General features: G+C 64.6%; 23 protein-coding genes and 1 pseudogene. 7 read left to right on the forward strand and 17 right to left on the reverse strand.

All coding sequences use genetic code 11. The features are described from left to right. Both AC1DJH_RS32420 and AC1DJH_RS32425 read left to right on the forward strand, forming a co-directional pair. A pseudogene (locus tag AC1DJH_RS32420) lies at positions 1-255 on the forward strand (helix-turn-helix domain-containing protein); the annotation flags it as partial. A gap of 232 nt (positions 256-487) precedes the next feature. Next, positions 488-3,025 (forward strand): beta-propeller fold lactonase family protein, encoded by a 2,538-nt coding sequence (locus AC1DJH_RS32425; protein WP_478188516.1) that lies wholly within the window; start codon positions 488-490, stop codon positions 3,023-3,025. 125 nt (positions 3,026-3,150) lie between these two features. On the opposite strand, the gene AC1DJH_RS32430 is transcribed toward AC1DJH_RS32425, so the two are convergent. The 3 genes from AC1DJH_RS32430 to AC1DJH_RS32440 form a co-directional block, all read right to left on the reverse strand. Then, a complete protein-coding gene (locus tag AC1DJH_RS32430) occupies positions 3,151-3,303 on the reverse strand; it encodes an EAL domain-containing protein (RefSeq protein ID WP_478188517.1) in 153 nt (50 codons plus the stop codon). Positions 3,304-3,641: 338 nt separating this feature from the next. After that, on the reverse strand, positions 3,642-4,505 hold the full coding sequence (locus AC1DJH_RS32435) for an alpha/beta fold hydrolase (RefSeq protein ID WP_478188518.1): 864 nt from the start codon (positions 4,503-4,505) through the stop codon (positions 3,642-3,644). Further along, positions 4,505-5,476: a Bug family tripartite tricarboxylate transporter substrate binding protein gene (locus AC1DJH_RS32440; RefSeq protein WP_478188519.1), complete on the reverse strand. Its 972-nt coding sequence runs from the start codon at positions 5,474-5,476 to the stop codon at positions 4,505-4,507. Before AC1DJH_RS32440 ends, AC1DJH_RS32435 begins: the two co-directional genes overlap by 1 nt. A 211-nt stretch (positions 5,477-5,687) precedes the next feature. Between AC1DJH_RS32440 and AC1DJH_RS32445 the strand changes: the two genes are divergently transcribed. Then, positions 5,688-6,638, forward strand: a complete 951-nt coding sequence (locus AC1DJH_RS32445) for a LysR family transcriptional regulator (protein WP_478188520.1) — start codon at positions 5,688-5,690, stop codon at positions 6,636-6,638. 438 nt (positions 6,639-7,076) lie between these two features. Here the strand turns inward: AC1DJH_RS32445 and AC1DJH_RS32450 are convergent, their stop codons facing one another. The 4 genes from AC1DJH_RS32450 to AC1DJH_RS32465 are packed head-to-tail and all read right to left on the reverse strand — an operon-like array spanning position 7,077 to position 12,367. After that, complete coding sequence (locus AC1DJH_RS32450; protein WP_478188521.1) at positions 7,077-8,414, reverse strand: MmgE/PrpD family protein; 1,338 nt, start codon at positions 8,412-8,414, stop codon at positions 7,077-7,079. A gap of 53 nt (positions 8,415-8,467) precedes the next feature. Beyond that, positions 8,468-10,567, reverse strand: coding sequence for an acetate--CoA ligase family protein (locus AC1DJH_RS32455; RefSeq protein WP_478188522.1), 2,100 nt, complete (start codon positions 10,565-10,567; stop codon positions 8,468-8,470). Between the two features lie 4 nt (positions 10,568-10,571). Continuing rightward, complete coding sequence (locus AC1DJH_RS32460; protein ID WP_478188523.1) at positions 10,572-11,363, reverse strand: enoyl-CoA hydratase/isomerase family protein; 792 nt, start codon at positions 11,361-11,363, stop codon at positions 10,572-10,574. Between the two features lie 32 nt (positions 11,364-11,395). Continuing rightward, positions 11,396-12,367, reverse strand: coding sequence for a tripartite tricarboxylate transporter substrate binding protein (locus tag AC1DJH_RS32465; RefSeq protein WP_478188524.1), 972 nt, complete (start codon positions 12,365-12,367; stop codon positions 11,396-11,398). 179 nt (positions 12,368-12,546) lie between these two features. On the opposite strand from AC1DJH_RS32465, the gene AC1DJH_RS32470 reads away from it, so the two are divergent. The 3 genes from AC1DJH_RS32470 (at position 12,547) to AC1DJH_RS32480 (ending at position 15,518) form a co-directional block, all read left to right on the forward strand. Then, a complete protein-coding gene (locus tag AC1DJH_RS32470; RefSeq protein ID WP_478188525.1) occupies positions 12,547-13,347 on the forward strand; it encodes an IclR family transcriptional regulator in 801 nt (266 codons plus the stop codon). A gap of 420 nt (positions 13,348-13,767) precedes the next feature. Then, the gene (locus AC1DJH_RS32475) at positions 13,768-14,175 is read left to right on the forward strand and encodes a GNAT family N-acetyltransferase (protein ID WP_478188526.1); all 408 of its coding nucleotides are present in this window, start codon (positions 13,768-13,770) and stop codon (positions 14,173-14,175) included. Between the two features lie 701 nt (positions 14,176-14,876). After that, on the forward strand, positions 14,877-15,518 hold the full coding sequence (locus AC1DJH_RS32480) for a hypothetical protein (RefSeq protein ID WP_478188527.1): 642 nt from the start codon (positions 14,877-14,879) through the stop codon (positions 15,516-15,518). Positions 15,519-16,016: 498 nt separating this feature from the next. Here the strand turns inward: AC1DJH_RS32480 and AC1DJH_RS32485 are convergent, their stop codons facing one another. From AC1DJH_RS32485 to AC1DJH_RS32515, 7 genes are all read right to left on the reverse strand, one after another. Continuing rightward, positions 16,017-16,415 (reverse strand): hypothetical protein, encoded by a 399-nt coding sequence (locus AC1DJH_RS32485; RefSeq protein ID WP_478188528.1) that lies wholly within the window; start codon positions 16,413-16,415, stop codon positions 16,017-16,019. A 51-nt stretch (positions 16,416-16,466) separates the two neighbouring features. Next, complete coding sequence (locus AC1DJH_RS32490; RefSeq protein WP_478188529.1) at positions 16,467-16,601, reverse strand: hypothetical protein; 135 nt, start codon at positions 16,599-16,601, stop codon at positions 16,467-16,469. Between the two features lie 10 nt (positions 16,602-16,611). Further along, the gene (locus AC1DJH_RS32495; protein ID WP_478188530.1) at positions 16,612-16,899 is read right to left on the reverse strand and encodes a hypothetical protein; all 288 of its coding nucleotides are present in this window, start codon (positions 16,897-16,899) and stop codon (positions 16,612-16,614) included. A gap of 100 nt (positions 16,900-16,999) precedes the next feature. Then, positions 17,000-17,266, reverse strand: a complete 267-nt coding sequence (locus AC1DJH_RS32500) for a hypothetical protein (protein ID WP_478188531.1) — start codon at positions 17,264-17,266, stop codon at positions 17,000-17,002. Between the two features lie 179 nt (positions 17,267-17,445). Then, positions 17,446-17,604 carry a hypothetical protein gene (locus AC1DJH_RS32505; protein ID WP_478188532.1) on the reverse strand — a complete coding sequence of 53 codons (159 nt, stop codon included), beginning with the start codon at positions 17,602-17,604 and terminating at the stop codon, positions 17,446-17,448. A 6-nt stretch (positions 17,605-17,610) separates the two neighbouring features. Continuing rightward, a complete protein-coding gene (locus tag AC1DJH_RS32510; protein ID WP_478188533.1) occupies positions 17,611-17,994 on the reverse strand; it encodes a hypothetical protein in 384 nt (127 codons plus the stop codon). Continuing rightward, the gene (locus AC1DJH_RS32515; protein WP_478188534.1) at positions 17,991-18,239 is read right to left on the reverse strand and encodes a hypothetical protein; all 249 of its coding nucleotides are present in this window, start codon (positions 18,237-18,239) and stop codon (positions 17,991-17,993) included. Before AC1DJH_RS32515 ends, AC1DJH_RS32510 begins: the two co-directional genes overlap by 4 nt. Positions 18,240-18,335: 96 nt before the next feature. On the opposite strand from AC1DJH_RS32515, the gene AC1DJH_RS32520 reads away from it, so the two are divergent. Beyond that, positions 18,336-18,746: a hypothetical protein gene (locus AC1DJH_RS32520; protein WP_478188535.1), complete on the forward strand. Its 411-nt coding sequence runs from the start codon at positions 18,336-18,338 to the stop codon at positions 18,744-18,746. A 217-nt stretch (positions 18,747-18,963) separates the two neighbouring features. Here AC1DJH_RS32520 and AC1DJH_RS32525 read toward each other — a convergent pair whose 3' ends face one another. The 3 genes from AC1DJH_RS32525 to AC1DJH_RS32535 all read right to left on the reverse strand — a co-directional run. Then, a complete protein-coding gene (locus tag AC1DJH_RS32525) occupies positions 18,964-19,410 on the reverse strand; it encodes a GNAT family N-acetyltransferase (RefSeq protein ID WP_478188536.1) in 447 nt (148 codons plus the stop codon). A gap of 690 nt (positions 19,411-20,100) precedes the next feature. Further along, entirely contained in the window at positions 20,101-20,472 is a 372-nt protein-coding gene (locus tag AC1DJH_RS32530) for a hypothetical protein (RefSeq protein ID WP_478188537.1), read from the reverse strand. A gap of 786 nt (positions 20,473-21,258) precedes the next feature. After that, positions 21,259-23,490 (reverse strand): error-prone DNA polymerase (locus AC1DJH_RS32535; RefSeq protein WP_478188538.1); only part of this gene is annotated, 2,232 nt, incomplete at its 5' end.

The raw sequence follows: 23,490 nt of genomic DNA on the forward strand, positions 1-23,490 counted from the left end.
ATAGACGTGGCGACATTGAGTGTCATCAGACGTTGGGCCCTGCGCGAGCAGATGTCCATCCGCGAGATAGCCAGGCGTACAGGCCTGTCTCGCAACACCGTAAAGAAGTACCTGCGAGCGGGCGAAGAAATGCCGCGCTACGCCAAGCGAACGAGCTCAAGCAAGCTTGATCCCTATCCCGAGAAGCTCGCGAGCTGGCTCGCGATCGAGGCCACCAAATCGCGGAAGCAGCGGCGCAATCTGCGGCAGATCCACACACCCCAACCTAAAAAGGAGAACACCAAGCACTTATCCACACCGTGAAGCCTTCAAGCTCACAAAGCGGGTGGGTCAGTATTCAATGGAAATTCAGGGTCAGAGGTCGATGGAATTCAACAACCAGCCTGATTGCGACGAATCACGCGTCGCCACGTTACACTTTGAGACATTCAAAACCAACACGATGGCGCAGGCGCGTGGGTGCCCTCCATGCTGCTGACCAACACCCATGCAACCCCGCAAAATCCTTGGCCTCGTGGCCTGCGCCCTGCTCACGCTGACCATCGCTGCCTGTGGCGGCGGTAGCGACGGGGGTGCTGGCGCGCCCGCCCCTCCTGCCGCGCCGAACTCGCCCGTCACCTACAAAATCGGAGGCACTGTGGCCTATGGGCAGCCCGTCGGTGGGCAGGTCGTCCAGGTCAAGGATGCGACAGGCACGGTCTGCGCCTCTGCGACAACCGCCGCCGACGGCAGTTACGTCGCGGACACCACGCGCTGCGCCCCGGGGTCCGCCGCCGTCTCGCTGCAGAACTACACGACTCCTGCAGGCGCCTCGCTCGTTGCGCTCGCGGTTCCGCCCCAGGGTTCCCCGGTGATCAGCGGCGTGATCAACATCGATCCGTTGACCACGCTGATTTCGTACGCGGCCGCCAGCCTCGTCACCGACCCAGCGGTGCTCGTCGGCAATGCGCAGGTGTTGGCGCTGCTGCCCAAGGTCACGCCGGCGCAGTACCAGCAAGCGAGAACGTCTGTGCTGATCGCACCTTTGCTGCAACGGCTGCAGAGTGACCATGGGGTCGATACGTCCACCTTCGATCCAGGCACGACGCCGTTCGTGGCGGACGGCCGAGGCATCGACGGCTTCTTCGATGCCTATCCGCTGACCGCCACGCCGACGAGCGTCCAGTTGCAGGCGCCCGGATCGATCGGCCCGCTGGTTCGGGTGACGCTCCCCGTCACGCCGGGCAGCGGTGCCGTCATCACCTCGACCACGGCATACAACATCGGCGGCACGACCACCGGACTGACGGCGGGCGATTCGATCGTCTTGCTGCTCAACGGCACCAACGCCTTCACGGTCGTCGCCAATGGCAACTTCACGTTTCCGACGCCTGTCGCCAGCACCTATGCGGTCACGGTGGGCAGGCAGCCAGACGGCAAGACCTGCACAGTGTCCGACGGTTCTGGCGCAGGCGTCGCTGCCAGCGTCTCGAACATCGCCGTCACCTGCTCCGCGCTGACCTACCAGGTCGGCGGTTCGGTCTTCGGACTGACCGGCACGCTCTCGCTGCTGAACAATGGCACCGACGCGAAGACCGTCAACGCCAATGGCGCCTTCGTCTTCGCCGCGCCGGTCGCGTGGCACGGCGGCAGCAATGTCACGGTCGGCACCCAGCCCTCCGGCCAGACCTGTACCGTGACGAACGGCCTGCAGCTCAATATCGGGGCCGATGTTTCCAACATCAACATTCTCTGCGCTACCCATACCTACACCATCGGCGGCACGGTCAGTGGTTTGAGCGGCACGCTCACGCTGCAGAACAACGGTGCCGATTCGCTCGTGCTCAATGCCGACGGCGCATTCGTCTTCGCGACACCGGTTGCGTCGTCGAGCGCCTACAGCGTCACCGTGAATGCACAGCCTGCGGGCCAGACCTGCACGGTCGGCAGCGGCTCGGGGGCGAATGTCATGGCCAACGTCACCAATGTCGACATCACCTGCGCGACGACGCCGCAGCCCGTGTTCATCTACGTGCCGGACTATGGCAACAACCGGGTGCTGGGCTACCGTCTCGACACCAACACCGGCGCCTTCGAGACGATTTCCGGCGGCCCCTTCGCTGCCGGCTCGGACCCTCGCTGGGTGTCGACCGCCACCACGCCGGGCGGCACCTTCCTGTATGCCACCAACCAAGCGACCAACGATGTCTCCGGGTATCGCGTCAACATGTCGAACGGCACGCTCACGCCGCTTTCCGGCAGTCCTTTCGCGGCGGGCGCACAGCCTGGGGCCATCACCATCCATCCGGCCGGTACCTTCGCCTATGTGGCCAACCAGCAGGGCGGCAGCGTGTCGGGCTATGCGATCGATCAGGCCAACGGCACGCTCACGCCCATGACGGGAAGCCCGTTCGCAGCGGGCGCGATTCCGATCCGCATCGCCATGAATCCGGCAGGCACCTTCGCGTATGTCGCGAATCAGAACGGAGGCGACGTCTCCGGCTACCGCATCGATCAAACCTCCGGCGCGCTCACCCCGCTTGCGGGCAGCCCGTTCGCGAATACCGGTAGCCCTCGTTCTGTCACGGTCCACCCAGGCGGTGCCTTCGCCTACGTGGCGAACGACGAAGCCAGCATCTCTGGATTCAACATCGATCCTGGCACCGGCGCGCTCACGCCCATGGCCGGCAGCCCCTTCGCCGGCGCCGACGCGACCTTCGGGTGGCGCGCGATCGCGGTCAATCCGGCGGGCACCTATGCCTATGCAAGTGCGGGCGAGAACGGCCCGCTGTTGGTGTTCGGCATCAACCCGGGCACTGGCGTGCTCACCAGCTTGCCAGGCAACACCTTCCAAGCCAATACCGGCGATGGTCCCCTGTACACGACCTTCGACGCGACCGGTGACTTGGCGTATGTCGGCAACTTCATCACGATCACGCTCGCGCTGACGCGTGTCAATCCGCTCACGGGCGCGCTGACGCCTTTGCTCGGAAGTCCGTACTACATCGGAGCACGGCCGTTCAACCTGGCGGTGGTCAAGCCCTGATCGACGGCGCAGTTGCGGTCAGCTGACACCGGGCCCGAGGCCGAGCGGTGGCACTCCCGGTTTCACGCGAACCAACTTCCCAGAGCCCATGAGAGATCCAGCGTTGAAGACACAGACGCTCGCATTTATGGACAAGTTCGCCATGCCACCGAATGCCAGCGCATCAAAGCCTCTGCTGACACGGTCTCGCCGGTAAGGTTGTCCACGATCGGCTGGTAGTGCATGAACAGCTCCTTTCTGGGAATCGCCTCGCGCAGCCGCGCATCGATGGTGAGCACTCTGTACCCACGAGCAAACCATGAGGCGACGCCGAGCGCCGTGCCGACGCCGACGAGAATTCCTGTGAAGATGAGCCCCCAGGTGGGACGCCCGCCGCCGCCGGCCCGGCCCCATGGTCCTCCATCCAAAGTCCGGCTCACCTGCGTGCGTGCAACGGCCTATGGCTGGACGCCGCGGAACTCAGTCCAGCGAACCGAGGCCCTGACGAGCTGGCAACACCACTGCAAATGGCATCCAGCCCGCGGCCCCATCGCATGCATAGCTACGATGCACAGGCTCAATCTGCGAATGACCCCTTGACGGTTCACCACTGGCCGGGGGGCCGGACGCCACCCGATCAACGACCATCAAGGACGTGGCGCCGCAGAAAGTCGAGCACCACTGCGTTAAAGACAGCCGGGTTGTCCCGGTGCACGCCGTGTCCGCTGTCCGGTACTTGCAGCAGTTGCGCCTGAGGCATCAAACGGGACAAGGCCATGGTCGTGGCGCGATGCACTTCCAGCGTGCGCTCGCCGTGTAGCAGAAGTGTCGGCGCATCGAATTGCCGCAGCGCGTCATCGTCGAGTGAGGGAAATGGCTCCGATGAGATCAAGAGCGCGCGCATCGCCTCTGCATTGCGCAGCCGCCGCTCGCGTCCTGCAGGGGTGCTGGATTCGCCGGGGCCAGAGCCATTGATGCCCTCGGTGAGCAGGCGTACTGCCGATTCACGTTCGCCCGCCGCGAAAGCCTCGGCGGCAGGGTCCATCACCTCTCGCTGGAAGCGCAGCCTCGCATCGCGGCCTCCTTCACTGCGGTCGGCAAACGGCAGGACGGGAGGCTCGGTCAGAGCGAGGGCGCGAACCTTGCCTGGATGCGCCAAAGCGAGCTGGAGAGCTGTGAATGCGCCGTAGGAGGTGCCGATCAAGATGGCCGGCGCGGCGTGCCAGCGGTCGAGGAGAGCTGACAGGTCTTGCGCTTCAGCAATCACGGAATGGCTCCGGCTGTCGATCGTGTTCTGGTTCGGGCTGCTGTAGCGTCGGCTGTAGGTGATGCAGCGGAAATGCGGTGTGAAGGCCGCCCACTGCGGCGCCCAAGACGACCAGTCTCCCATTCCGCCGTGGACGAAAACGAGCGTCGGTCCCGAGCCCTCCTCGGCATAGTGGATGTCTATGCCACCGGCGATCTCGACGCGTTGCAGCGGCCGCTGTTCAAGAGCGCTCATCATTCGACTTTCAGATTCGCCAACAAGGGGCTCAGGCGTGACTCTTCGCGCTGCAGGTACTGCTGGAAGGCTTTCGGATCGCCGGGTTCTGAAGCGATGCTGCCGGCCTTGAACTCACCCTCTACGTACGTCGGGTCTGCCAGCACTTCCCTCATTGCTGCCGCCAGCCGCGCGACCACGGGAGAAGGGAGGTTTGCGGGGCCGAATAAGCCTGTCCAGAGATCTGCCTCGGCGCCTTTGACCGCCTTGCTCTCATTCACCGTCGGAATTTCAGGCGCGGTCGGATCTCGCCGTGCCGAGATGATGCCGAGAGCCTTGAGCTTGCCGGCCCGGATCATCGGCAAGGCTCCCGTCAATGCCATGGTGCCAACTTGAACCTGGCCGCCCATCAGGTCGTTGAGCAGCGGAGCGCCTCCCTTGTAGACGACCGGGCTGACCTTGAATCCTGCGGCCTCCGCAACGAGCGTTCCGCCTATGGTTTGAATCATCGCGACCCCGGTGGCGCCTAGAAGCAAGGGCTCCTTGGCCCGAGCGACCACGGCGGTCAGCTCGTCGACGTTGCTGGCAGCGAGCCCGGTGTGGGCCACCAATACCGTGCTGTTCGTCGACAGTTTGGCGATGGGCGTGAAGTTTCGAACCGAGTAGCCCGACTTGAGCGCCGCAGGCCCGACGATCAAGTCATTGACCGATCCCAAAAGCAACGTGTACCCATCGGCCGGCGCCCGCTGCACCTTCTTGGCGCCAATGGTGCCGGAGGCCCCAGCAACGTTCTCAACCACAACGGTGCTGTGGAGGCGCTTGCCAAGTTCGACCGCAAGGGTGCGACCGATGCGATCCACCGAGGCGCCGGCGGGATATGGCACGACCAGCGTGATCGGCTTGTCAGGGTAAGCCTGTGCCAAGGCCAGGGGGGCAGCGGTGGCGACCGTGATGGCGATCAGCAGCGATCGGCGAGTGAGGTGGCGCTTCATGCAGTCTCCAGGCGCCGGTGAAAGCCGGCAAGATTTGATGGGCGAAGGATCTCGGCTCAGTGGCGTGGCCACTGGCCAGGCTACTGATCCTTCGTGCGGTGCGACGTCAGCCAGTGTCGAAGCTTCGGGAATAGGCGTCTAATCAAATATTCCGCGGCGGTATAGGCGAATCCAATACCATAGCCAGGACGATCTTTCGCTCGTCGCCATCATGCGTACCTCCGCCACGACCCTTCGCAACCGCCTTCTGAGCCGCGCCCGATTGCGCCACCTGCACGTCTTCGTCACGGTGGCAGAGGTGCAGACGGTCAAACGCGCTGCCGAGACCGTGGGCATCAGCCAGCCGTCCGCGACGCAAGCGCTGGCCGAACTGGAGCGTTTGCTCGAATGCACGCTGTTCTTGAGACATGCACGAGGCATGGCCCTGACGCCAGCGGGCACACAGTTGCTGCCACTCGCCCGCCGAACGCTTGGAATCATGGATGACGCTGCCACGCAAGCTGCTGCGCTGGCGCAAGGCGCCAACGAGGTGGTCCGGGTGGCTGCCATCTCGGCCGCCATCGAAAGTCACCTGGGCAAGACGGTTCATGATTTCACCCAGTTGCATCCGAGAGTGCTTGTGCATCTGCAGGAGGCCGACGCATCCCGACAAGCGTCACTGGTCGCAGACGGTGACGTGGACTGCGCGTTCTGCCGTGCACCTGCTGTCCTACCCGATGGATGGTCCTTCACCCCTCTATGGCCAGACCGGTTTGCCATCGTCGCGGGTCATGCCCATCCGCTCGCTCGCAAGCGCCGCGTGACAATGTCGGACCTCATGGCCGCCACCTGGCTCGTGACGCCGACATCGATGGCCGCGCGGGAAGCATTCGATACGTTCTTCGCGCACGCCCCAACGCCGATAAAGACGCATGGTGTCGTCACCAACTCAGCCACCATGCTCTCGAGCCTGCTCTCGCAACAGCATCTGCTGAGCTTCGTTCCCGCCAGCATCGTGCGAAGTGGTGTGGCGTCCGGCCTGCTCGCAGAAATCTCGTGGACCCAGCGTTTTCCTTTTCGGCCGATCGGCCTTCTTGTTCCGCACCACGGCCGAGGTCCGGCGCTCGACAGCTTCACGAGCTATATGCAGAAGACGGCTAGCGTGCTTGCCCCGGAGATCTGAACATTCCGACAAGTGTGGAAACCGCGCCTGCTGGCGAGGACCTCGCCTGTGAAGATTCGAGCAAAGATGAGCCGAAGACCCCGCCGCACCTTCGGGGCGCACGACCCTGGAGCCCTCAAGCATCAGCATGGCTGCGACCTCGTCGTAGTCGCGGCCTGAGCGGGCAAGCGAAGGAAGGATGCGGATCGAAGCGCCGTGGCCCTCGTCGGCGTACCCGATGTGAACTTCGGTACCGTTGCGCGCCGACGGACTGGTGGTCAGATTGCGCGCCACGGCGGGCAGGCATCGCCGCTTGTGCGGTAGTGTTTTTTTGTATCCATGCCCGAAGTCTTTCAGACAACAAGATCAAGGGTGAGCACACAGCTGCTATAGCCGCTATGTCTTTCGCCTATTCGTCATCAGGTGCCGATGCATGGCTGCGAAACCGGCCTGCGCGACCTAGCCTCCCAGTCCCTGCAGGTCGCCCGCCTGCTCCAGTGACCAGATGTTGCGCATCAGCGTCCGCGCGCGCTCGGTGCCGATCACCGGCGCAGCCAGTTCCAGCAGCTTGTCTTCCAGCTCCGCGTCCGACAGAGGCAGCTCGGGGTCGCCCTTGCGATCGGGTTGCAGCCAGGCGTGGCGCTGGCCGTCGATCGTCTCGATCTCCACCCGGGCCGAGCGGCGGCCCGGGAAGACGGCGTCGATCTGCGGATCGACCACGGCCGTGATGCGCGCCATCATCGCGCGCGTGTCGGCATCCGCCAGCCGGTCGGGCGTGTACGCCGCGAGCCGCACGCTGCCATGCACCAGCGCCGTGGCCACCACGAAGCGCAGGCTGAAGCGCGCCTCGTTCTCGGTGCGCGGATCTTCGTAGCAGGCGATGTCCAGCGCGGGGCCATAGGTGGCCACGTGAACGCTTCGGATGTCCGCGGCCCGCAGGCCATGCCGGCGCGCCAGTTCCAGGGCCCCGTCGATGGCGGCGAAGGTATGGCCGCAGCCGATGTGGTTCTTGAAGGTCAGCCGGGTGATGTGGAAGTCGCGCCCCAGCGTGTCGCCCACCGCCGACCAGTCCGGACCGTCGCTCATGGCACGGCCGAAGCCCGCCTCCCCCTCGAGCACGTCCAGCGAGCCCGTCACGCCCTGCACGGCCAGTTGCGCGGCGAGCACGCCGCCTTCGGCAGCACGCCCCGCATGCAGGGGCTTGGACATCGAATCCATGCGGAAGGCCTGCTGCAGCCCCGCCGCAAAGGTGGCGGCCGTGGCCAGCGCGTGGGCGAAGGGCGCGCCGTGCAGCCCCAGCAGGCCGGCAGCGGAAGCGGCCGCGCCAAAGGTTCCCACGGTGCCGGTGTTGTGCCAATGGCGATAGTGCGCCCGCCCCATCGCCACACCGATGCGGGTAGAGACCTCATAGCCGAGCACCACGCCGCGCAGGAAGTCCAGGCCTCCGGCGCCTCGGTCCTGCGCGATGGCCAGCGCGGCTGCCACCGTGGCCGCGCCGGGGTGGTACATGGCATCGCGGAAGCTGTCGTCCACCTCGGCCGCGTGGGCCGCCGTGCCGTTGAGCAGGGCAGCCACGCGCGGCGGTGCCGGGCGGCCATCGGGCAGGCGCGCACGGCCACGGTCGAGGTCGTCGGCAAGCAGCGCGCGAAGCTGCGGCATGGGCGCAACTTCCAGGCCGGGGAACAGCGCCGCATGCCAGCCGATCACGGCGCGCTTGGCGTGGTGCAGCACCTCGTCGTCCAACCGGGCCTGGCGGAATTCGGTGGCGTAGCGGGCGAATACTTCGGTGGCGTACACGGAATGTCCGATCGGTTCGAGAAGAAGAGAAAAAGATGAACCGGGCATGTCGCTCAGGCCAGCACGACCACGCCGTCGGCGGCGCGCACGCCCTGCCCCTGCGGCAGCACGAAGACAGGATTGATCTCGGCCTCGACCAACCGCTCTCCAAGCTGCGCCGCCATCCGCGAGAAGGCGACGATCGCGTCGACCAATGCCTCCACGTCTGCCTTGGGGCGTCCACGGAAACCATCGAGCAGCGGCCAGGTCTTGAGATCGTGCGCCATCGACAGCGCCTCGGCACGGCCAAGCGGTTTCAGGCCTTGTGCGTCCTGCGCCAGCAGCCGCATGGTGGTGTCCTTGAACAGCTCCGCCGTCACGCCGCCCATGCCCAGCAGGATGGCCGTGCCCAGCGCATCGCGGTGCATGCCCAGGATCAGTTCCGTGCCTCCCGCCACCATTTCCTGCACCAGAAAGCGCTGCGGACGCACGCCGGTGCGGGCCTTCACCTCTGCGGCCATGCGACCGATGCGCTCGCCGATGGTGTCGCCGTCCAGCCCGACGGCAACGCCGCCCACGTCGCTCTTGTGCGTGAGCTGCGACGACAGGATCTTGAGGACGACGCGCCCACCCAGTTCGCGCGCGGCGGCTTCTGCCTCGGCGGGCGAAGCGACCACGCGTTCGGCGGCGCAGGGCACGCCGAAGCGCGAGAACAACTGCTTGGCCTGCGCCTCGTCGAGCGAACCCGAGGGCAGCTCGCCGACCTCCACCGGCGGCAGGGCCGCGGCGTCTTCCACGGACGCGACGAAGCGCTGCACGTGCAGCATGCCGGCCAGCGCGGCGGTGCAGCTCTCGGCTGCGGTGAAGGCCGGCACGCCGCGCTGCGTGAGCAGCGCGCCCACCTCGGGCGCATGCGGGCTCACGTAGGCCATCACCGGCTTGTTGGAGTTCGGCAGGCACTCCTGGATGGCACCGGCCAGCAGTTCGGGCATGGCCAGGCTGGAAGAGCCGACGATGATCACCAGCGCGTCGTAGCTCGGGCTTGCCAGCAGCGCGTTGATGGCGCCGCGCAACAGGTCGGGGCGCAGGCCCGCGAGCGTCACGTCGATGGGGTTGCGGTCCAGCACGGCCTCGCTGCCGCTCTGCAGCGCGCGCAGCGCATTGGCGGTGGCCTCGTCGGGCGCAGGCGTTTCTAAGCCCGCCACGCCCAGGTCGTCCGACACCAGCGTGCCGGCGCCTCCGGTGGAAGTGAGGATGGCAACGCGCCCGCCGCGCAGCTTGCGGCCCGTGGACAGTGCGACGGGAATGTCGAGCAGATCCGAGAAGCTCCGCGCCCGGATCACGCCGACCTGCCTGAACAGCGCGTCATACATAGTGTCGGCACCCGCCATGGCACCGGTGTGGGACACAGCGGCCTTGGCGCCCGCCTCCGAGCGGCCGATCTTGAAAGCCACGACCGGCTTGCCCATGCGGGCGGCCTTCAGGCAGGCCGCGCGGAACTTCGCGGGGTCGCGCACGGTTTCGACGTAGAGCGCGATCACCTTGGTGGCCGGGTCCTCGGCCAGGTGATCGATGAAGTCGGCCAGCTCCAGGTCGACTTCGTTGCTCGTGGAAATCAGCTTCGACAGGCCGATGCCGCGCGCCGCGGCGCGCGACAGCAACGAGCCCAGAATGCCGCCGCTTTGCGAGACCACGCCGATCCCGCCGGCCTGGAACTCATCCATCTCCAGCGCGCCGGACGGCGACAGGACAATCTTGTCCGTGAGGTTGACGAGCCCGATGGTGTTGGGGCCCAGGATGCGCATCGCGCCGGCCGCCTCGACCAGTTGCTGCTGGCGCCGCGCGCCCTCCTCGCCGGTTTCGGTGTAGCCGCTGGCCAGCACGATGGCGGCGGCGCAGCCCCGCGCCGAAAGCTCTTTCACGGCCTGGTACGCGCGCTCGGCTCCCAGCAGCACGACGGCGACGTCGGGCACTTCCGGCAGCGACGCGATGTCGGCGTAGCACGGCAGCTCGCCGATGCGCTCGACCTTGGGGTTCACCGGCAGAATGCGGCCTGCATAGCCGTGCTTCTGCAGATAGGCCACGGGGCGGCCGGTGGTTTTCTTCGGGTCTGCCGAAGCACCGATGACGGCGACGCTGCGTGGCGACAGCAGCTTGGCGATGGCATCGTTCATTGGATCAGTCCTTCGCGGCCGTCTTGGCCAGGAACGCTTCGACCGACGCGCGGTGCTCGCTGCTGGTGTAGCAAATGCCTTGCGCCTGGCTGCCCTGCGCGAACACGTCGTGCGAGGTCAGCTCGAAGCTCTGATTCAGGATGGTCTTGGTCAGCGCGAGCGCAGTGGAAGACGCGGACGACAACTCGGCAGCCCACGCCTGGGCGTCGGCCAGCAAGGTCTCGGCGCTCGTCTTGCGGTCGACGATGCCCAGCGCAAGGGCTTCTTCCACCTTGACCTGGCGGCCGGTGAAGATCAGCTCCTTGGCCTTGGGCAGGCCCACGCGGCGCGGCAGGAAGTACATGCCGCCGCCATCGGGAATGATGCCGCGCAGCACATAGCTCCAGGCAAAGCTGGCCCATTCGCTGGCGATGATGAAGTCGCAGGCCATCGCGGTGTCCGCCCCCAGCCCGGAGGCAGCCCCGTTGACCGCCGCGATCACAGGCTTGGGCATGGTGTGAAGCAAGGCCTGCACGTGGTGCACGCGCTGCTGGCGCTGCCAGCCGTTGAACCCCACCTCGCCTGCCGGTGCGTTCATGCGCTTCTGCATGCCGCTGATGTCGCCACCCGCGCAGAAGCCCTTGCCCGCACCGGTCAGCACCATGGCCCTGATGGCCTTGTCGGCGGCCACGTGCTCCAGCACGTCGATGAATTCCGTGCGCATGTCGTCGCTCATGGCGTTGCGCTTGTCCGGGCGGTTGAATGTCACGGTCGCGATGGCGTCCGTCACCTGAAATTCGATGAAGGTGTATGTCATGTGCTTTTTCCTGGGCGACCGATGGCCGCCGTTCAATCGGCCTTGATGCCGTTTTCCTTGACGATGCGCGCCCAACGCGCTTCTTCCGTGTGCACGTAGTTGTCGAGTTCGGCGGGCGCACCGGCGTTGATCACAAGGCCTTCGTGCTCGATCTTTCGCACGAAGTCCGGGGCACGGGCGGCCTTGCCGCCGGCAGCATTGAGGCGTTCGATGACTGCGGAGGGCGTACCGGCCGGCACGTACAGGCCGTACCAGCTCTCCACCAGGTAGCCCGGCACGCTGGCGGCGATGGCCGGCACGCCCTTGAAGGCCGGCGAGGGCTCGGCCGTGGTCACGCCCAGCGCACGCAGCTTGCCGCCGTCGACGAAGTTGGACACCGCCGCCGCGGTGGCGAACATCATGTCGACCTGGCCGCCCAGCAGATCGGTCAGCGCGGGACCTGCGCCCCGGTAGGGAATGTGCGTGAGCTTGACCTTGGCAAGGTTGGCGAGCATCTCGCCGGCCAGGTGGGCGGAGGTGCCCGCGCCTTGCGATGCATAGGTCAGCTTGCCGGGATTGGCCTTCGCGGCAGCGAGCAGGTCGGCCACGGTTTTATAGGGACTGTCGGGGCGCACGACCAGCACGTTGGGGCCGCGACCGATGAGGATGACCGGTGCGAAAGCCTTGTTGCTGCCGTAGAGAAGCTTGGGCTGCAGCGCCGGGTTGACGGCATGGGCGAAAGAGGCGACCACGACGCTGTAGCCGTCCGGCGCGCTCTTGGCCACGTTGTCCGTGCCGATCAGCGTTCCCGCGCCCGGCCTGTTGTCGATGATGACGTGCTGCCCGAGATCCTTGGACATTTCCGCGCCCAGCGTGCGGGCGATCAGGTCGGTGCCTCCGCCGGGCGCGAAGGGCACGACGAACCGGATGGGTTTGTCTGGATACGCGAATGCCGCGCCGAAGGCCGCGAGGCCCACGAAGAGGAAGAAAAGCGCGCGCAGTCGGCGCAAGCAATGAGCAGCCATGATCTTTTGTCTCCAGAACCAAGTGTTGAATCCCTTTGTGGTCGCGGACGTTCTTGGCTACGCCACGGATGGGTTGCGCAGACTTTAGGAGGAAGTAATCGAATTCGGGGATGCCAATTCCATTGCTTGGAATTTCCGTATGATGATTCGCTGCTCGCAAGACCTCGGAAGCCCACACCATGACCGATCAAGCCCGCTTTTTCCTCGACCACAAACCCGGTCGATCGCCCGCGAACCGCTCGCTGGAACGGGGGATAGAGATCCTTCGCGCGTTTCGTCCCGGGTCGGAGCTGCTGGGCAATGGGGAACTGGCGGAGCGCACGGGCCTCTCCAAGGCCACGGTGAGCAGGCTCGCACAGACGCTCGTCGGCAGCGGCATGCTGCAGCTCGACAAGGCCGAGCGTGCCTACCGGTTGGCGCCCGGGGTCTTGAGCCTTTCTCATGCGATGCGAACCGCGTCGCGCGTCTTGCAGGCGGCGGCTCCGCGCATGCTGGAGCTGGCCAGGAAGCGCCACATCAACGTGGGGCTGGCTGCGCCCGACCGAGAAGAGATGGTCTACCTGGAATCCATCCGGTACGCCAAGCGTGCGGCGCTGCGCCACGTGGTTTCTGGCCAGCGCGTGCCGATGGAACTCACTTCGCTCGGGCGCGCGTACCTGGCCGCGCTTGCGCCGCGGCCCCGGGCCCAGTTGATGCAGCTTCTTTCACGACGCCGCGTGCACTGGAAGAGCATTCAGACCGAGATCAAGCAGGCATGCGCCGACGTGCAGGAAAGAGGTTTTTGTGCCGCCTCCTGGCAGCCTGAAGTGGTCGCGCTGGCTACGCCGCTTGAAGTGGAAGGCTCGATCTACACGTTGAATGTCAGCCTCTCGACGCGCGATTCGATCGCCGAGATCGCGCGGGAGCTTGGACCGTCGCTTCTCGGCTTGGCGCAAGCCGTTCGTCATGACCTAACCCTGCAGGAACCGAGGTTCGGTTGAGTCCCCTGCAGGCCGGCACGCACGTCGACGCCGGCAAGCAACGCCGGCGCTCGCAGCGCAGGCGCCGCGTCGCGTCGCGTTAAATCATCGCGAAGCCGCCGCACGCTCCGACGGTCTGGCCCGTGATGAACAGTGCCCGATCGGCGCTGCGGCTAGGCACGGCACAGCGCATGCAGAATGCGATTGACAGCCGACACCGGCCAGGCGCGGTCGCTCGTGGTGACTCTCTACCTTTTTTTTCAATCCTGCGGGACAACCGATGCGTATTTCAGAGAATGAATCGACTTGGGCCAAGCTAATCGAACGACTTAAGCTCGCAGTGCTGCGGATGCACGCCAGGACGGACTGAAGTCGGCCTGTGCCAGTCGTCCAAGACATTCGCCGGGCGTGGCTGCATCAAGGTGCACCAGGAGACCAACTGTGGATGTGAGGATCTCGCTCGATGACCTCGTTGAAGAACAGGAAGTCATCGGGCTCTATCAAGCCAATAATTGGTCGTCCGCAGAAAAGCCGGCGCGGCTCTTAGCCGCGTTGAGAGGGTCTCATTCTCTGGTGACGGCGCGTGTCGCGGGCGAGCTTGTCGGACTCGGAAACGCGATCTCTGACGGACACTTGGTTGTGTACTTTCCACACATGCTTGTGCTGCCTCGGTTGCATGGGTACGGTATCGGCCGACAAATGATGGAAGCACTGCTGGCGAAATACGGGGGCTTCCATCAACTCATGCTCACGGCAGACGGCCTGGCCGTAGAGTTCTACAAGCAACTTGGCTTTGAGCGAGCCGGCCGCACGGAGCCAATGTGGATATACGCAGGCACGGAGCACTGAAGTTCGTCGGCCAGGAGTCGACCTCCGTCGCTGTCGCACAACGCTGAGGTGCCCCGTGCGAACGCACACGACGATTGACCGGCAACATTCGGCAGCAAGCGCTCCATCGACCCGCCGAAACCTTTCGCAAATGGCTCATCTTCCAGCGCACCGTGGCCTCGCTTCGAGTGATCAGAGGCGATGTCGTATCGGCCGAAATCACGACGCTCCTCAGAACGTTTCAGACCGCGGCATATGCCAAGGGGACGCGTGGCATTTGCCAAGTAGAGTTGGCGTGAGCACATTGGGATGTGGCGATTGGATGCAGAGGTCGTCGAGTCTGAGAAATTAGGTCAGCAAGTGTCTGAACCACTTCGTCGAACAACCGCGGATCTTGGTGTCTGGCAGGCTCCCTCGGATTGTTTCCGGGTCGATTTGTTCTGCGGGTGGTTCATGAGCGGTAGCAATGAGGGCGTCGAGATTTCCCCTGAAACGATGATCGCCCTTGGCACGCGAGGAATCGTTCTGCCTGTCGACATCGACAGCCCCAATGTCTAGAGCGAACACGGGCAGAGTGCCCCGATACTGACCGGCCGACTTCGGCCACAACCAACCGTTCGCGACATTGGGCTGAATTCGGCCGGGAGCGGCAGGACTCGGACGCTGACCACCACACGGATTTCGCTCAATGCGAAGAGTGATGACAAATTGGGAGACGACACGTGCCAAGAAAATTCTTCAACTTGTGCTTTGACCGGCAGACCTCTCAAGACTCTGTGGGCGGGGTCTATCTCGCGCCGGAGGGCCAAGGTCTGCCGTGTTGTGTCCAGTGCAACCGGCAGATGATTCCTTTCCTGCAGTTCACGCTCCCCGTTGCGGCGGGGCTGCCATTTGTTGAAGGCAGCAGGCTGTCGGTACTCATGTGCCCTGAGCACAATGAGATTCCAAGCTTCGAATCCTTCGATGCGCTCCCTCCAGCCTATTGGGAGCAAGGCGAAGGCCATTGGTACGCATCATTGGAAAAACCGCGAGCCATGCGTCGCGTGACCGGCACCCCGATCCTTCAGCCGGCTGAGCTCGTACTTGCCGATGCACCCACCGACGAGAACTATCGCATCGCGGTCGGCGGTGCGCCAGACTGGCTACAGGATGCTGAAACCTTCACCTGCGCCTGTGGGTCGCCGATGGAGTTTGTGTGCCAGGTCAGCGATGGCTTCGAATTTCCCAAGCTACCCAGCGCACCGGAGCAGCCGGACAGTTCCTCGACAAGGAGCTACGTGCTCTTTCTGGGCAACGAGGTATATGTGTTTGCGTGCGAGCAGCAATGCGATCCCCGGGCGGTATGGATCACGGTTCAGAACTAGACAAGGCTGAAGTCGGCCACGACCGGACCTTGGCGACATGACCTTCAAAACCATCATCCTCGATGCACGTCGTGCACATCAGCGTGGCCGGGCTCCGCCCTGCGTACTGGAAACTCGCGACACATCTGTGGGGAGCCCGGTGCAATATCGACTCTGACGGGAACAGTCGAACACCGGACGACGAGGGCTGGACCGAACTGACGCTTGGTCTTCGTGGCGAGCCAGAGCAGCTCGTCTCTGTTGACCCAACCGCTGACGAGCCTTCGACTTTGGCGGTACGGTCTGCCGACCCCGTCTTGGCACAGAACGTTGCCGCGCTCCTCTGTGCCGGCCGTCGGTAGTCGGCGGCTACAGTCGCGAAGGGGCCCGTAGGAGCCGCGAGCCTGTGGCACCGGCGCGCTTGGAAGCGGCCTCTCAATGCGCGACCTGAGGTTGGCACCAGGCCCGCTTGCGATATCAGTTCAATGGCAGAGGCACTCCCGAGACAGCCTCTCCGGGTCATTCCTCAAGCGCTCGCGCCGCCGCATCGGCCGTGTCCTGGGGCGTCGTGTTGAACGCAAGGGCTGCACCGGGCGCGGCCAGATGCACGGCATTCACCAACTGCTCGAAGAGCAGCAGGCTCTTCGGCGGGATGCGGATGCCGCCGCCGATCACGACGCAATCGTAGGCTTTGCCTCCGAGCTGCTTGATCACCAGCTCGGTCGCCGAGTGGTCAGGCGGCACCAGGCACAACTCGGCGGCCCAGCCGCGAGCGGCCATCTGCTGCATGCCGATCGCGATGCCGGCATGGATCTTTGCGGCATCGAAACCGGGTGGCAGCGCCGGGTCCGAAAAATCGACGGTCTCGGGCTGCTGGCCGATGAACAGGACGCGCTTGGGATCATTGGACGAGGTCATGACAATCTCCTGGTTCGTTGAAGGAATGAAGCGCCAGGGACGGACAGTCGATCACGGCTGCCAACCGCGGGCCAACTCGCGCGCGGATTCGCTGTAGCTGCGCGGCGGGCGGCTCAACAGAGTCGCCTGCCGCTCGATGTCGGCTGGCGTGGCCACCGCGTCGTCAGCCTGGTAGCGCCGCATCATTGCACGCAGGTCATAGGTTCTGACCCTCTTCGCCAAGGACTCCGTCCTCGAACGCTTCCGCCGCGTCGCCACACGAGTCAAAACCGGTTGCCACGGCGTCGGAGAGGCGTCGGCCCTCACGTGAATCCAGGTGCGCGGTCACTAAGTGCATGAAGCGCTGCAATGCATCCTTGGTCTCAGCGTGCGCTGGCCGCGCTCCGACGATGTTCGGCACTTCGCCGGGCATGGGGTTCGCGCATGGATGTTGATGCTGCGGCTCCGGCTCAAGGCGAAATAGAGTGACGAGACGCTTGAACATAGCTTCCTAGTTCAGCTTAACGAGTGCCCGACCTGACCCTGGGGCTCTGGGGGCTACTCCTGATCGAACTAGAGAGGGGCTGGCTTCCCAGCCAAGTCAGTCAGCTGTTCCCTCGCCCATCGCCACCTCGCTCATGAGCCCAGCTCATCGCCAGCTTTTTGGCGTGATCCAGCGCCTGACTGGCAGAGTCGTGCTGCTCCGGATCCAGAACCAGAGTCCGGATCTGGTCGTCGGGTGGCGACTTGTAACGCACCGTCGCTTGGAACACACCCGAGGGCAGCTGCTCGCCACTGCACAGGAAATGCCAGCCTTGGTAATCGAGGTTCTCCATCTCGTCCATCTTTGCCTTCCTGTCGAACGTCTTCATTTGAGAATGATAGCGGCCTGCCTTATTTGTAGGGCTCCCGGGGAGCGGCATGCTGCACCCTGTGGCATCCCGTCGATCAGCATCCGGTGGATCGCTCGAGTGTCCAGCATTATGTCGAACGCGCAATTCAGTCTTTCGGCCACCGCCCCCTCCAGCGTCCTGCGCCCGATCTCCCAGACCTAGGCGTTGGCCGCCCAACCGGTGCCGGCGTCGCGCAGTGCGCGGGCGGCCAGATCGCGGTTGAAATACTCGATCTGCTTGTGCAGCAGGGCGGCACCGCCCACGCTGCTCTTGCCGGCGCCGTCGACGCCGGCCAACACAAAGAGCTGCGCCGGCATCAACGATCAGCGGCGTGTCGCGTCGCGCGGTGCCTGGACAACGGCCGGCGCAACCGCAGCCACGCCCAACTCCGAGGGCGTCATCGCGAAGGCAGCGGCCATGGCCTGCGCAGCCGCCTCGCCCTGCATGCGTGCGAACATGTCATCGAAACGGTACGTGAGCACTTTCAAACTTGGCTGCGACGCCTGCTCCATCCGCAGATAGTGCTCTACCGACATCAGCACCATGGAAGGCCGGTCGTGGCGCGTGATCACCACTGCACCGCGTGCCATCACGGTATGAGTCACCGCCTGCACCCCAGAGGCGAGCTTGGTCGCCGAGAACGAGGGCAGGTCGCGCGCCAAGCGCTCAATCCCGCCAGGACGTGCAGTGGCGGTTTCAACATTCATGAGAGATCCCAGAAATCCTTGGATTCGCCTTTTTGCCCATCTTCCTGTCTGAGGGGGTGAGGCCACACGAACGGCCCAAGGGTGCGGGCCGTGAGGTCTTCCGACAAACGCGGCAGAGCGTCGAATTCCGTCAGACGACGGGCTCTCGCGGACAGCTTGATGCGGCCTTTGTTGAGCTCAACGGGGTCGTGCCGACGAATGTCGCGCCAGGTTCTGAAAGCCGCGATCGAGAGGTCATCGAGCAAATGTCTGACAGCCCCCTCAGGCGACCATTCCTAGACTGGTTGCGGATCAGAAACCTGAGCTTTTCGCTCATCAACCTATAGAAAAACTGGAACGACATGAGGAATGCGTTGACTTGGCTGGCTACGGCCGTGTTTCTTTCTGCGGCCGGCTCGGCGGTGGCGGCGAACCAATACGACCTCACGTGCAAAGGCACTGAGCAAAAGGAAACCGGAAAGCCGGCAACGCCTTGGGCCGAGACATTTCGCATCGATCTCGATGCAAAGCGTTGGTGTCGGGGTGACTGCCGGACAGCGGCACGCATCGACTCTGTGACCGCAGACGAGATCGTGATCACGAACAGCCGTGCCACCTCAGGCGGCCCCACTGGTACCGCATTGGCATTTTCCAGAACGACGGGTGAGGTACGGGAGTACATGGAGTCCGGGTGGGCGGGGGGAGCATTTGATGTCGCGAAGGGCAAATGCACCCGCGACCTGTTCAGCGGACTGCCGGGGGCAAAATTCTGACGAGGGCAGAGTCAGCTGCCTGAGTGTGTTTGTGCGCCCTTGCGGCACAGCAGGACGGTGCATTCCTGCTTTTGCAGCGCGGTGAGCGCGTGGCGTCTGCAGGCGGGCGCCCCACTGCGCATCTTCGGGATTGCCCCGGCTGCAATTGCCGGCCGGCGCTGGCGCCGCAAGTACGTCAGGCCGTGAAACGGCAACCAAGCTGCGCTGCCCGAAGCAGTCAGGGTCGTTGTTTCTCCAGTCGGATGTCTCCCCCACCGATCTCGGTCTCGTTACCCCATCCGAGGTGACGATAGAGCTGGGCAGCGCGGCTGCCGCTGGCGGTTTCGAGCCACGCCGTCGCGTGCTGTTCGAACAGGGCCAGTTCACAGGTCCGAGTCAAGCGCGAGCCAATCCCACAACCCTCATGTTCGGGGAGCACGAACAAGGCAAAGAGGCATGCACTGTCAAAGTCGACCATCGCGAAGCCAACGACTTCTTCACCGAGGGTCGCCACCCAAGCGCAAGGTTCGCTTCTGACGGCCAGCGCGATGGCTTCGGGTGTGACGCCTGCGGCTGACAGCTCGTCTGGCGTCATGGTGTTTTCTACGACTGATGCTCTGACCTTGAACATGTCGCTCACGTCTGCGATCGAGGCAGGGCGAATTTTGGGGAACGAGGTTGTCATGAAGGGATGGTGGCATCGAACCCTGGGTTCGGAGCGGATTCTGCCGGCGAACCGCGATGCAGGATCGTCGGCGAGCCGCCCGCTTCCGGAGCTTTCAGCAAGCACGCGCCGGGGTGTGCAGCCACGGCGTCACCGTCGGAAGGGGTCGAGATTCCGGCGAGGGGAACGAGCGGGGCAATCAAAAGATGTTCGACCCGGCGGGCAAATCCCGGCGAGAACCCGAAGGTCGGTCTGCCGGCTCACCATGCGGTGACGCCATGTCCGCACGGAGGTGCGTTTTCAAGTAAAGGTAGCAGAGGATGCCTTCCGCGGAAAAAAACACCGTCAAAGCGATCGACGCACGCATGCCGTGCACCAAGATGCCCGGTTCCGTGTCTCGCACGAAGAACCCGCACACCGCCACCCCGGCCTGCCGCCCATCTGCCGGGCCGAATTGAGGACGCCGGACGCGATGCTGCATGCGCTGCCTCGACCGCTGACAAGGTCGCGCCCTGTGCCACTATGACGTGGTGCCGCGAAGCCCCGAGCAGGTGAAAATCGAGCTGATGCTGAGCGTAGCGAGCTTTCTTGCGCTTGGCGGTTACATACCGCCCTATCCGTCGGCAGTCGCCGACGCGAGCGTTTGACCCAGGCCAGGAATAGATCTCGCACGAGCGGCTGTTGTCACGGGCCCTTCAGCCTCCCGGCGTCTCAGCTCGCGGGCGGCTCCAATTCGTGGCGCAGCGCGTTCCGCTGGTCGATCACGTTCGACAGGTTCTCGTGGAAGAGATCCACGTCAGGCATCCGGAAGCTGAGCCAGCCGAGTCCGGGATGGCAGAGGTTCAGGACCGAACTGCAGCCCGCCTCTATCGACCACTGCCAGGCGGCACCATCGACCTGTGGCGGGTCCTTGGTGAGCACGGGCAGCGTCTGCGAAAACGCTGCCTCCATCGTCCGCCTGGTTTCTGCCAAGACTCGGATCAGTCGGTCGAAGGCCTCGGCCAGTGGTGTCTGGCCGCTGGTCGACCAACATGCGCAATCCGTCCCGCTTTCGTGGGTCATCTCCACGATCATCGGCTTCATGGTCAGAACCTCTCAGGTGCGGTGAGCCCCATGCGAGTTCGAACATCCGATCTGCGCCCGGATGCGCGCGGCGGCTTGGGTTTACGCGGCCCGCTACTTTGACGTGGGTGGGCTTCCGTTGTCACGCAGTGACGTGGCTTCCCCGACCGCCGGCACGTTCCCAAGTCCCTTGTTTGGATCCTTGAGCCCATAGACCACGAGCACCACCACCACGCTAACGGCGATGAGCGCCAACAGCCCCGCCATCAAGCGGCGAGCCAGGTCGCCTCGCTTATTCTCTCGTTTTGATTCCATGGATTTCCTCGTTGCAGACATGAGCATCTAGCGTGAGCTCGCAGCGACGACACGGCCATGTCCAATACGCGCTACCGGCTGACAGCGGGTCTCCTACGCTTGGAAGCTTTGCGAAGCCCACAACTAGAACCGGATCGTTCGACCCCTTGCCCGACAGGTTGAATCCGCCGTCGGTTGCGAACGTCGGGGCCGGAGCGCTGGAGTTGCGCAATCGGCAGAAGCGGACCTTGCCAACGCGCCGAGCATTCAACCCGTCACGCGATAGCGGTTCCGCTTACAGATCCGCACAACCTGCTGGCCAGATCTTGTCCAACTCCTGCCGATGCTGAAGACGCCCTGAGCGCCCTTCACTTCCCACAAAGGTTGACTTGAAAGTAACGCCCACGTAGCGGCATGCATCGGGGCCCGACAAAGCAACGTTGACCCGCTGGGACTGTCCGGCAAGCGGCGGCAGAAACGGAGGCCGCGCGAGGCCCGTGGCTGACGGGAGGGCTATCTGAAATCCCGGCTCACCGTCGCGGCGCCCAACCGCCCGAGCAGCGGCGTCAGGTCTTCCAGGCGAGTTGCAATCAGGTTCTTGACCGCCCCCTCGCGCTGCCACCTGCCATGCACCACCATGAGCCGTGCGCCCAGCAACGCCTGACGCTGCACTTCGCGCAGGCTCTTCCACACGATGACCTGGACGACGCCGGTCTCGTCTTCCAGCGACAGGAAGATCGTGCCCTTGGCCGTCTCGGGCTGCTGGCGCAACGTGACGATGCCGCAATGGCTCACCTGTTCGCCGTCCTCGATCCCTTCGAGGTCCTGCGCGGTCATCAGGCCGCGCAAGGTCAGGCGCTCGCGCAGCAAGGCCAGCGGATGCCGGCGCAGGGTCAACCCGGTCGAGGCGTAGTCAAACACGATCTCTTCGCCCTCGGGTGCCTCGTCGAGTTCGAGGAAGTCCTCGTCGACCGGTGCCTCGCGCAACAGCCCGGGCGCGGCGCGCAGCCCCGCAGCCTCCCAGACCTGCTGGCGCCGATGACCTGACAGGCTCATGAGCGCATCGGCCGCGGCCAGCAATTTCATTTCGTGCAGTTCAAGCTGCGCGCGCAGCGCCAGATCCTCGGCGCTGTCGAAGACCTGCTGTCCGCGCACCGAGACGACGCGGTCCGCCGAGTTTGATTTCAGCCCACCGACCATGCGCAGTCCGAGCCGCACCGCGGGCTGGTGATCAAGATCCTCCAGCGTGCAGTCCACGTCGCTGTACATCACGTCGACGGGCCGCACCTCGACGCCGTGCCGCCGCGCGTCCTGCACAAGCTGCGACGGCGAGTAAAAACCCAGCGGCTGCGAGTTGAGCATGGCGGCCAAGAACTCCGCCGGGTGGTGGCACTTGATCCAGCAGCTCGCGTAGACCAGCAGCGCGAACGAGGCCGCGTGGCTCTCCGGGAAGCCGTATTCGCTGAACCCCTTGATCTGCTCGAATATGGCTTTCGCGAAGCTCTCTTCGTAGCCGCGCGAGGTCATGCCGTCGACGATCTTCGCGTGGTAGTGCTCCAGCCCGCCCTTGCGCTTCCATGCGGCCATCGAACGCCGCAGGCCGTCGGCTTCGCCCGGCGTGAAGCCGGCCGCGAGGATGGAGATCTGCATCACCTGTTCCTGGAACACTGGCACGCCCAGTGTGCGGCCTAGCGCCTCCTTCAACGCCTCGCTCGGGTACACCACCGGCTCCCGGCCCTGGCGCCGGGCGAGGTACGGGTGCACCATGCCGCCTTGAATGGGGTCCGGCCGCACGATCGCCACCTCGATGACCAGGTCGTAGAAGCAGCGCGGCTTCAGACGCGGCAGCATGCTCATCTGCGCGCGGCTTTCGATCTGGAAGACGCCCACGGTGTCGGCCTTGCAGATCATGTCGTAAGTGTCGTTGTCCTCCGCCGGGATGTCCTGCATGCCGAAGACGCAGCCCTTGCGCAGCCCGATGAAGTCCAGGGCTTTGCGGATCGCGGTGAGCATGCCCAGCGCCAGGCAGTCGACCTTGAGCAGGCCGAGCGCGTCGAGGTCGTCCTTGTCCCATTCGATGACCGTGCGGTCAGGCATCGAGGCGTTCTCGATGGGCACCATGCGGCACAGCGGCCCCTTCGTCAGCACGAAGCCACCGGTGTGCTGGCTCAGGTGCCGCGGGAAACCGATGAGCTGGCCGGTCAGGTGCATCAACTGCTGCACCTGCAGCGATTCCAGCGACAGGCCGATTTCCTGCAGCCGCTCGGGGCGCACCTGTCCGCCGTCCCACCACTGGTGACCCTTGGCCAGTGCATCCACCGTCTCCAGCGACATCCCCAGCGCCTTGCCGACGTCGCGGATTGCGCTCTTCGGGCGGTAGCTGATCACCACGCCGGTGATGGCAGCCCGGTCGCGTCCGTACTTGGCATACAGGTACTGCAGCACCTCCTCTCGGCGTTCATGCTCGAAGTCGAAGTCGATGTCGATGTCCGGCGGTTCGTTGCGCTCCTTGGAAATGAAGCGCTCGAAAAGCACGCTCATGCGGCCCGGGTCGACCTCGGTCACCCCCGTGCAATAGCAGACCACGCTGTTCGCGGCGCTGCCGCGGCCTTGGCAGAGGATGTGCCGCGAGCGCGCGAACATCACGATGTCGGCCACGGTGAGGAAGTAGTGTTCGTACTTCAGCTCGGCAATCAGCGCCAGCTCGTGCTCGATCTGCGCCTGGACCTTGGCAGAGATGCCGTC

Source organism: Variovorax sp. 10N412, from assembly GCF_056394985.1.

Coding starts and splice junctions, on each gene's coding strand:
- AC1DJH_RS32425 (WP_478188516.1), top strand. CDS start 488: ATGCAACCCCGCAAAATCCTTGGCCTCGTGGCCTGCGCCCTGCTCACG.
- AC1DJH_RS32435 (WP_478188518.1), bottom strand. CDS start 4,505: ATGAGCGCTCTTGAACAGCGGCCGCTGCAACGCGTCGAGATCGCCGGT.
- AC1DJH_RS32440 (WP_478188519.1), bottom strand. CDS start 5,476: ATGAAGCGCCACCTCACTCGCCGATCGCTGCTGATCGCCATCACGGTC.
- AC1DJH_RS32445 (WP_478188520.1), top strand. CDS start 5,688: ATGCGTACCTCCGCCACGACCCTTCGCAACCGCCTTCTGAGCCGCGCC.
- AC1DJH_RS32455 (WP_478188522.1), bottom strand. CDS start 10,567: ATGAACGATGCCATCGCCAAGCTGCTGTCGCCACGCAGCGTCGCCGTC.
- AC1DJH_RS32460 (WP_478188523.1), bottom strand. CDS start 11,363: ATGACATACACCTTCATCGAATTTCAGGTGACGGACGCCATCGCGACC.
- AC1DJH_RS32465 (WP_478188524.1), bottom strand. CDS start 12,367: ATGGCTGCTCATTGCTTGCGCCGACTGCGCGCGCTTTTCTTCCTCTTC.
- AC1DJH_RS32470 (WP_478188525.1), top strand. CDS start 12,547: ATGACCGATCAAGCCCGCTTTTTCCTCGACCACAAACCCGGTCGATCG.
- AC1DJH_RS32485 (WP_478188528.1), bottom strand. CDS start 16,415: ATGACCTCGTCCAATGATCCCAAGCGCGTCCTGTTCATCGGCCAGCAG.
- AC1DJH_RS32490 (WP_478188529.1), bottom strand. CDS start 16,601: ATGATGCGGCGCTACCAGGCTGACGACGCGGTGGCCACGCCAGCCGAC.
- AC1DJH_RS32495 (WP_478188530.1), bottom strand. CDS start 16,899: ATGTTCAAGCGTCTCGTCACTCTATTTCGCCTTGAGCCGGAGCCGCAG.
- AC1DJH_RS32500 (WP_478188531.1), bottom strand. CDS start 17,266: ATGAAGACGTTCGACAGGAAGGCAAAGATGGACGAGATGGAGAACCTC.
- AC1DJH_RS32505 (WP_478188532.1), bottom strand. CDS start 17,604: ATGCCGGCGCAGCTCTTTGTGTTGGCCGGCGTCGACGGCGCCGGCAAG.
- AC1DJH_RS32510 (WP_478188533.1), bottom strand. CDS start 17,994: ATGAATGTTGAAACCGCCACTGCACGTCCTGGCGGGATTGAGCGCTTG.
- AC1DJH_RS32520 (WP_478188535.1), top strand. CDS start 18,336: ATGAGGAATGCGTTGACTTGGCTGGCTACGGCCGTGTTTCTTTCTGCG.
- AC1DJH_RS32525 (WP_478188536.1), bottom strand. CDS start 19,410: ATGACAACCTCGTTCCCCAAAATTCGCCCTGCCTCGATCGCAGACGTG.
- AC1DJH_RS32530 (WP_478188537.1), bottom strand. CDS start 20,472: ATGAAGCCGATGATCGTGGAGATGACCCACGAAAGCGGGACGGATTGC.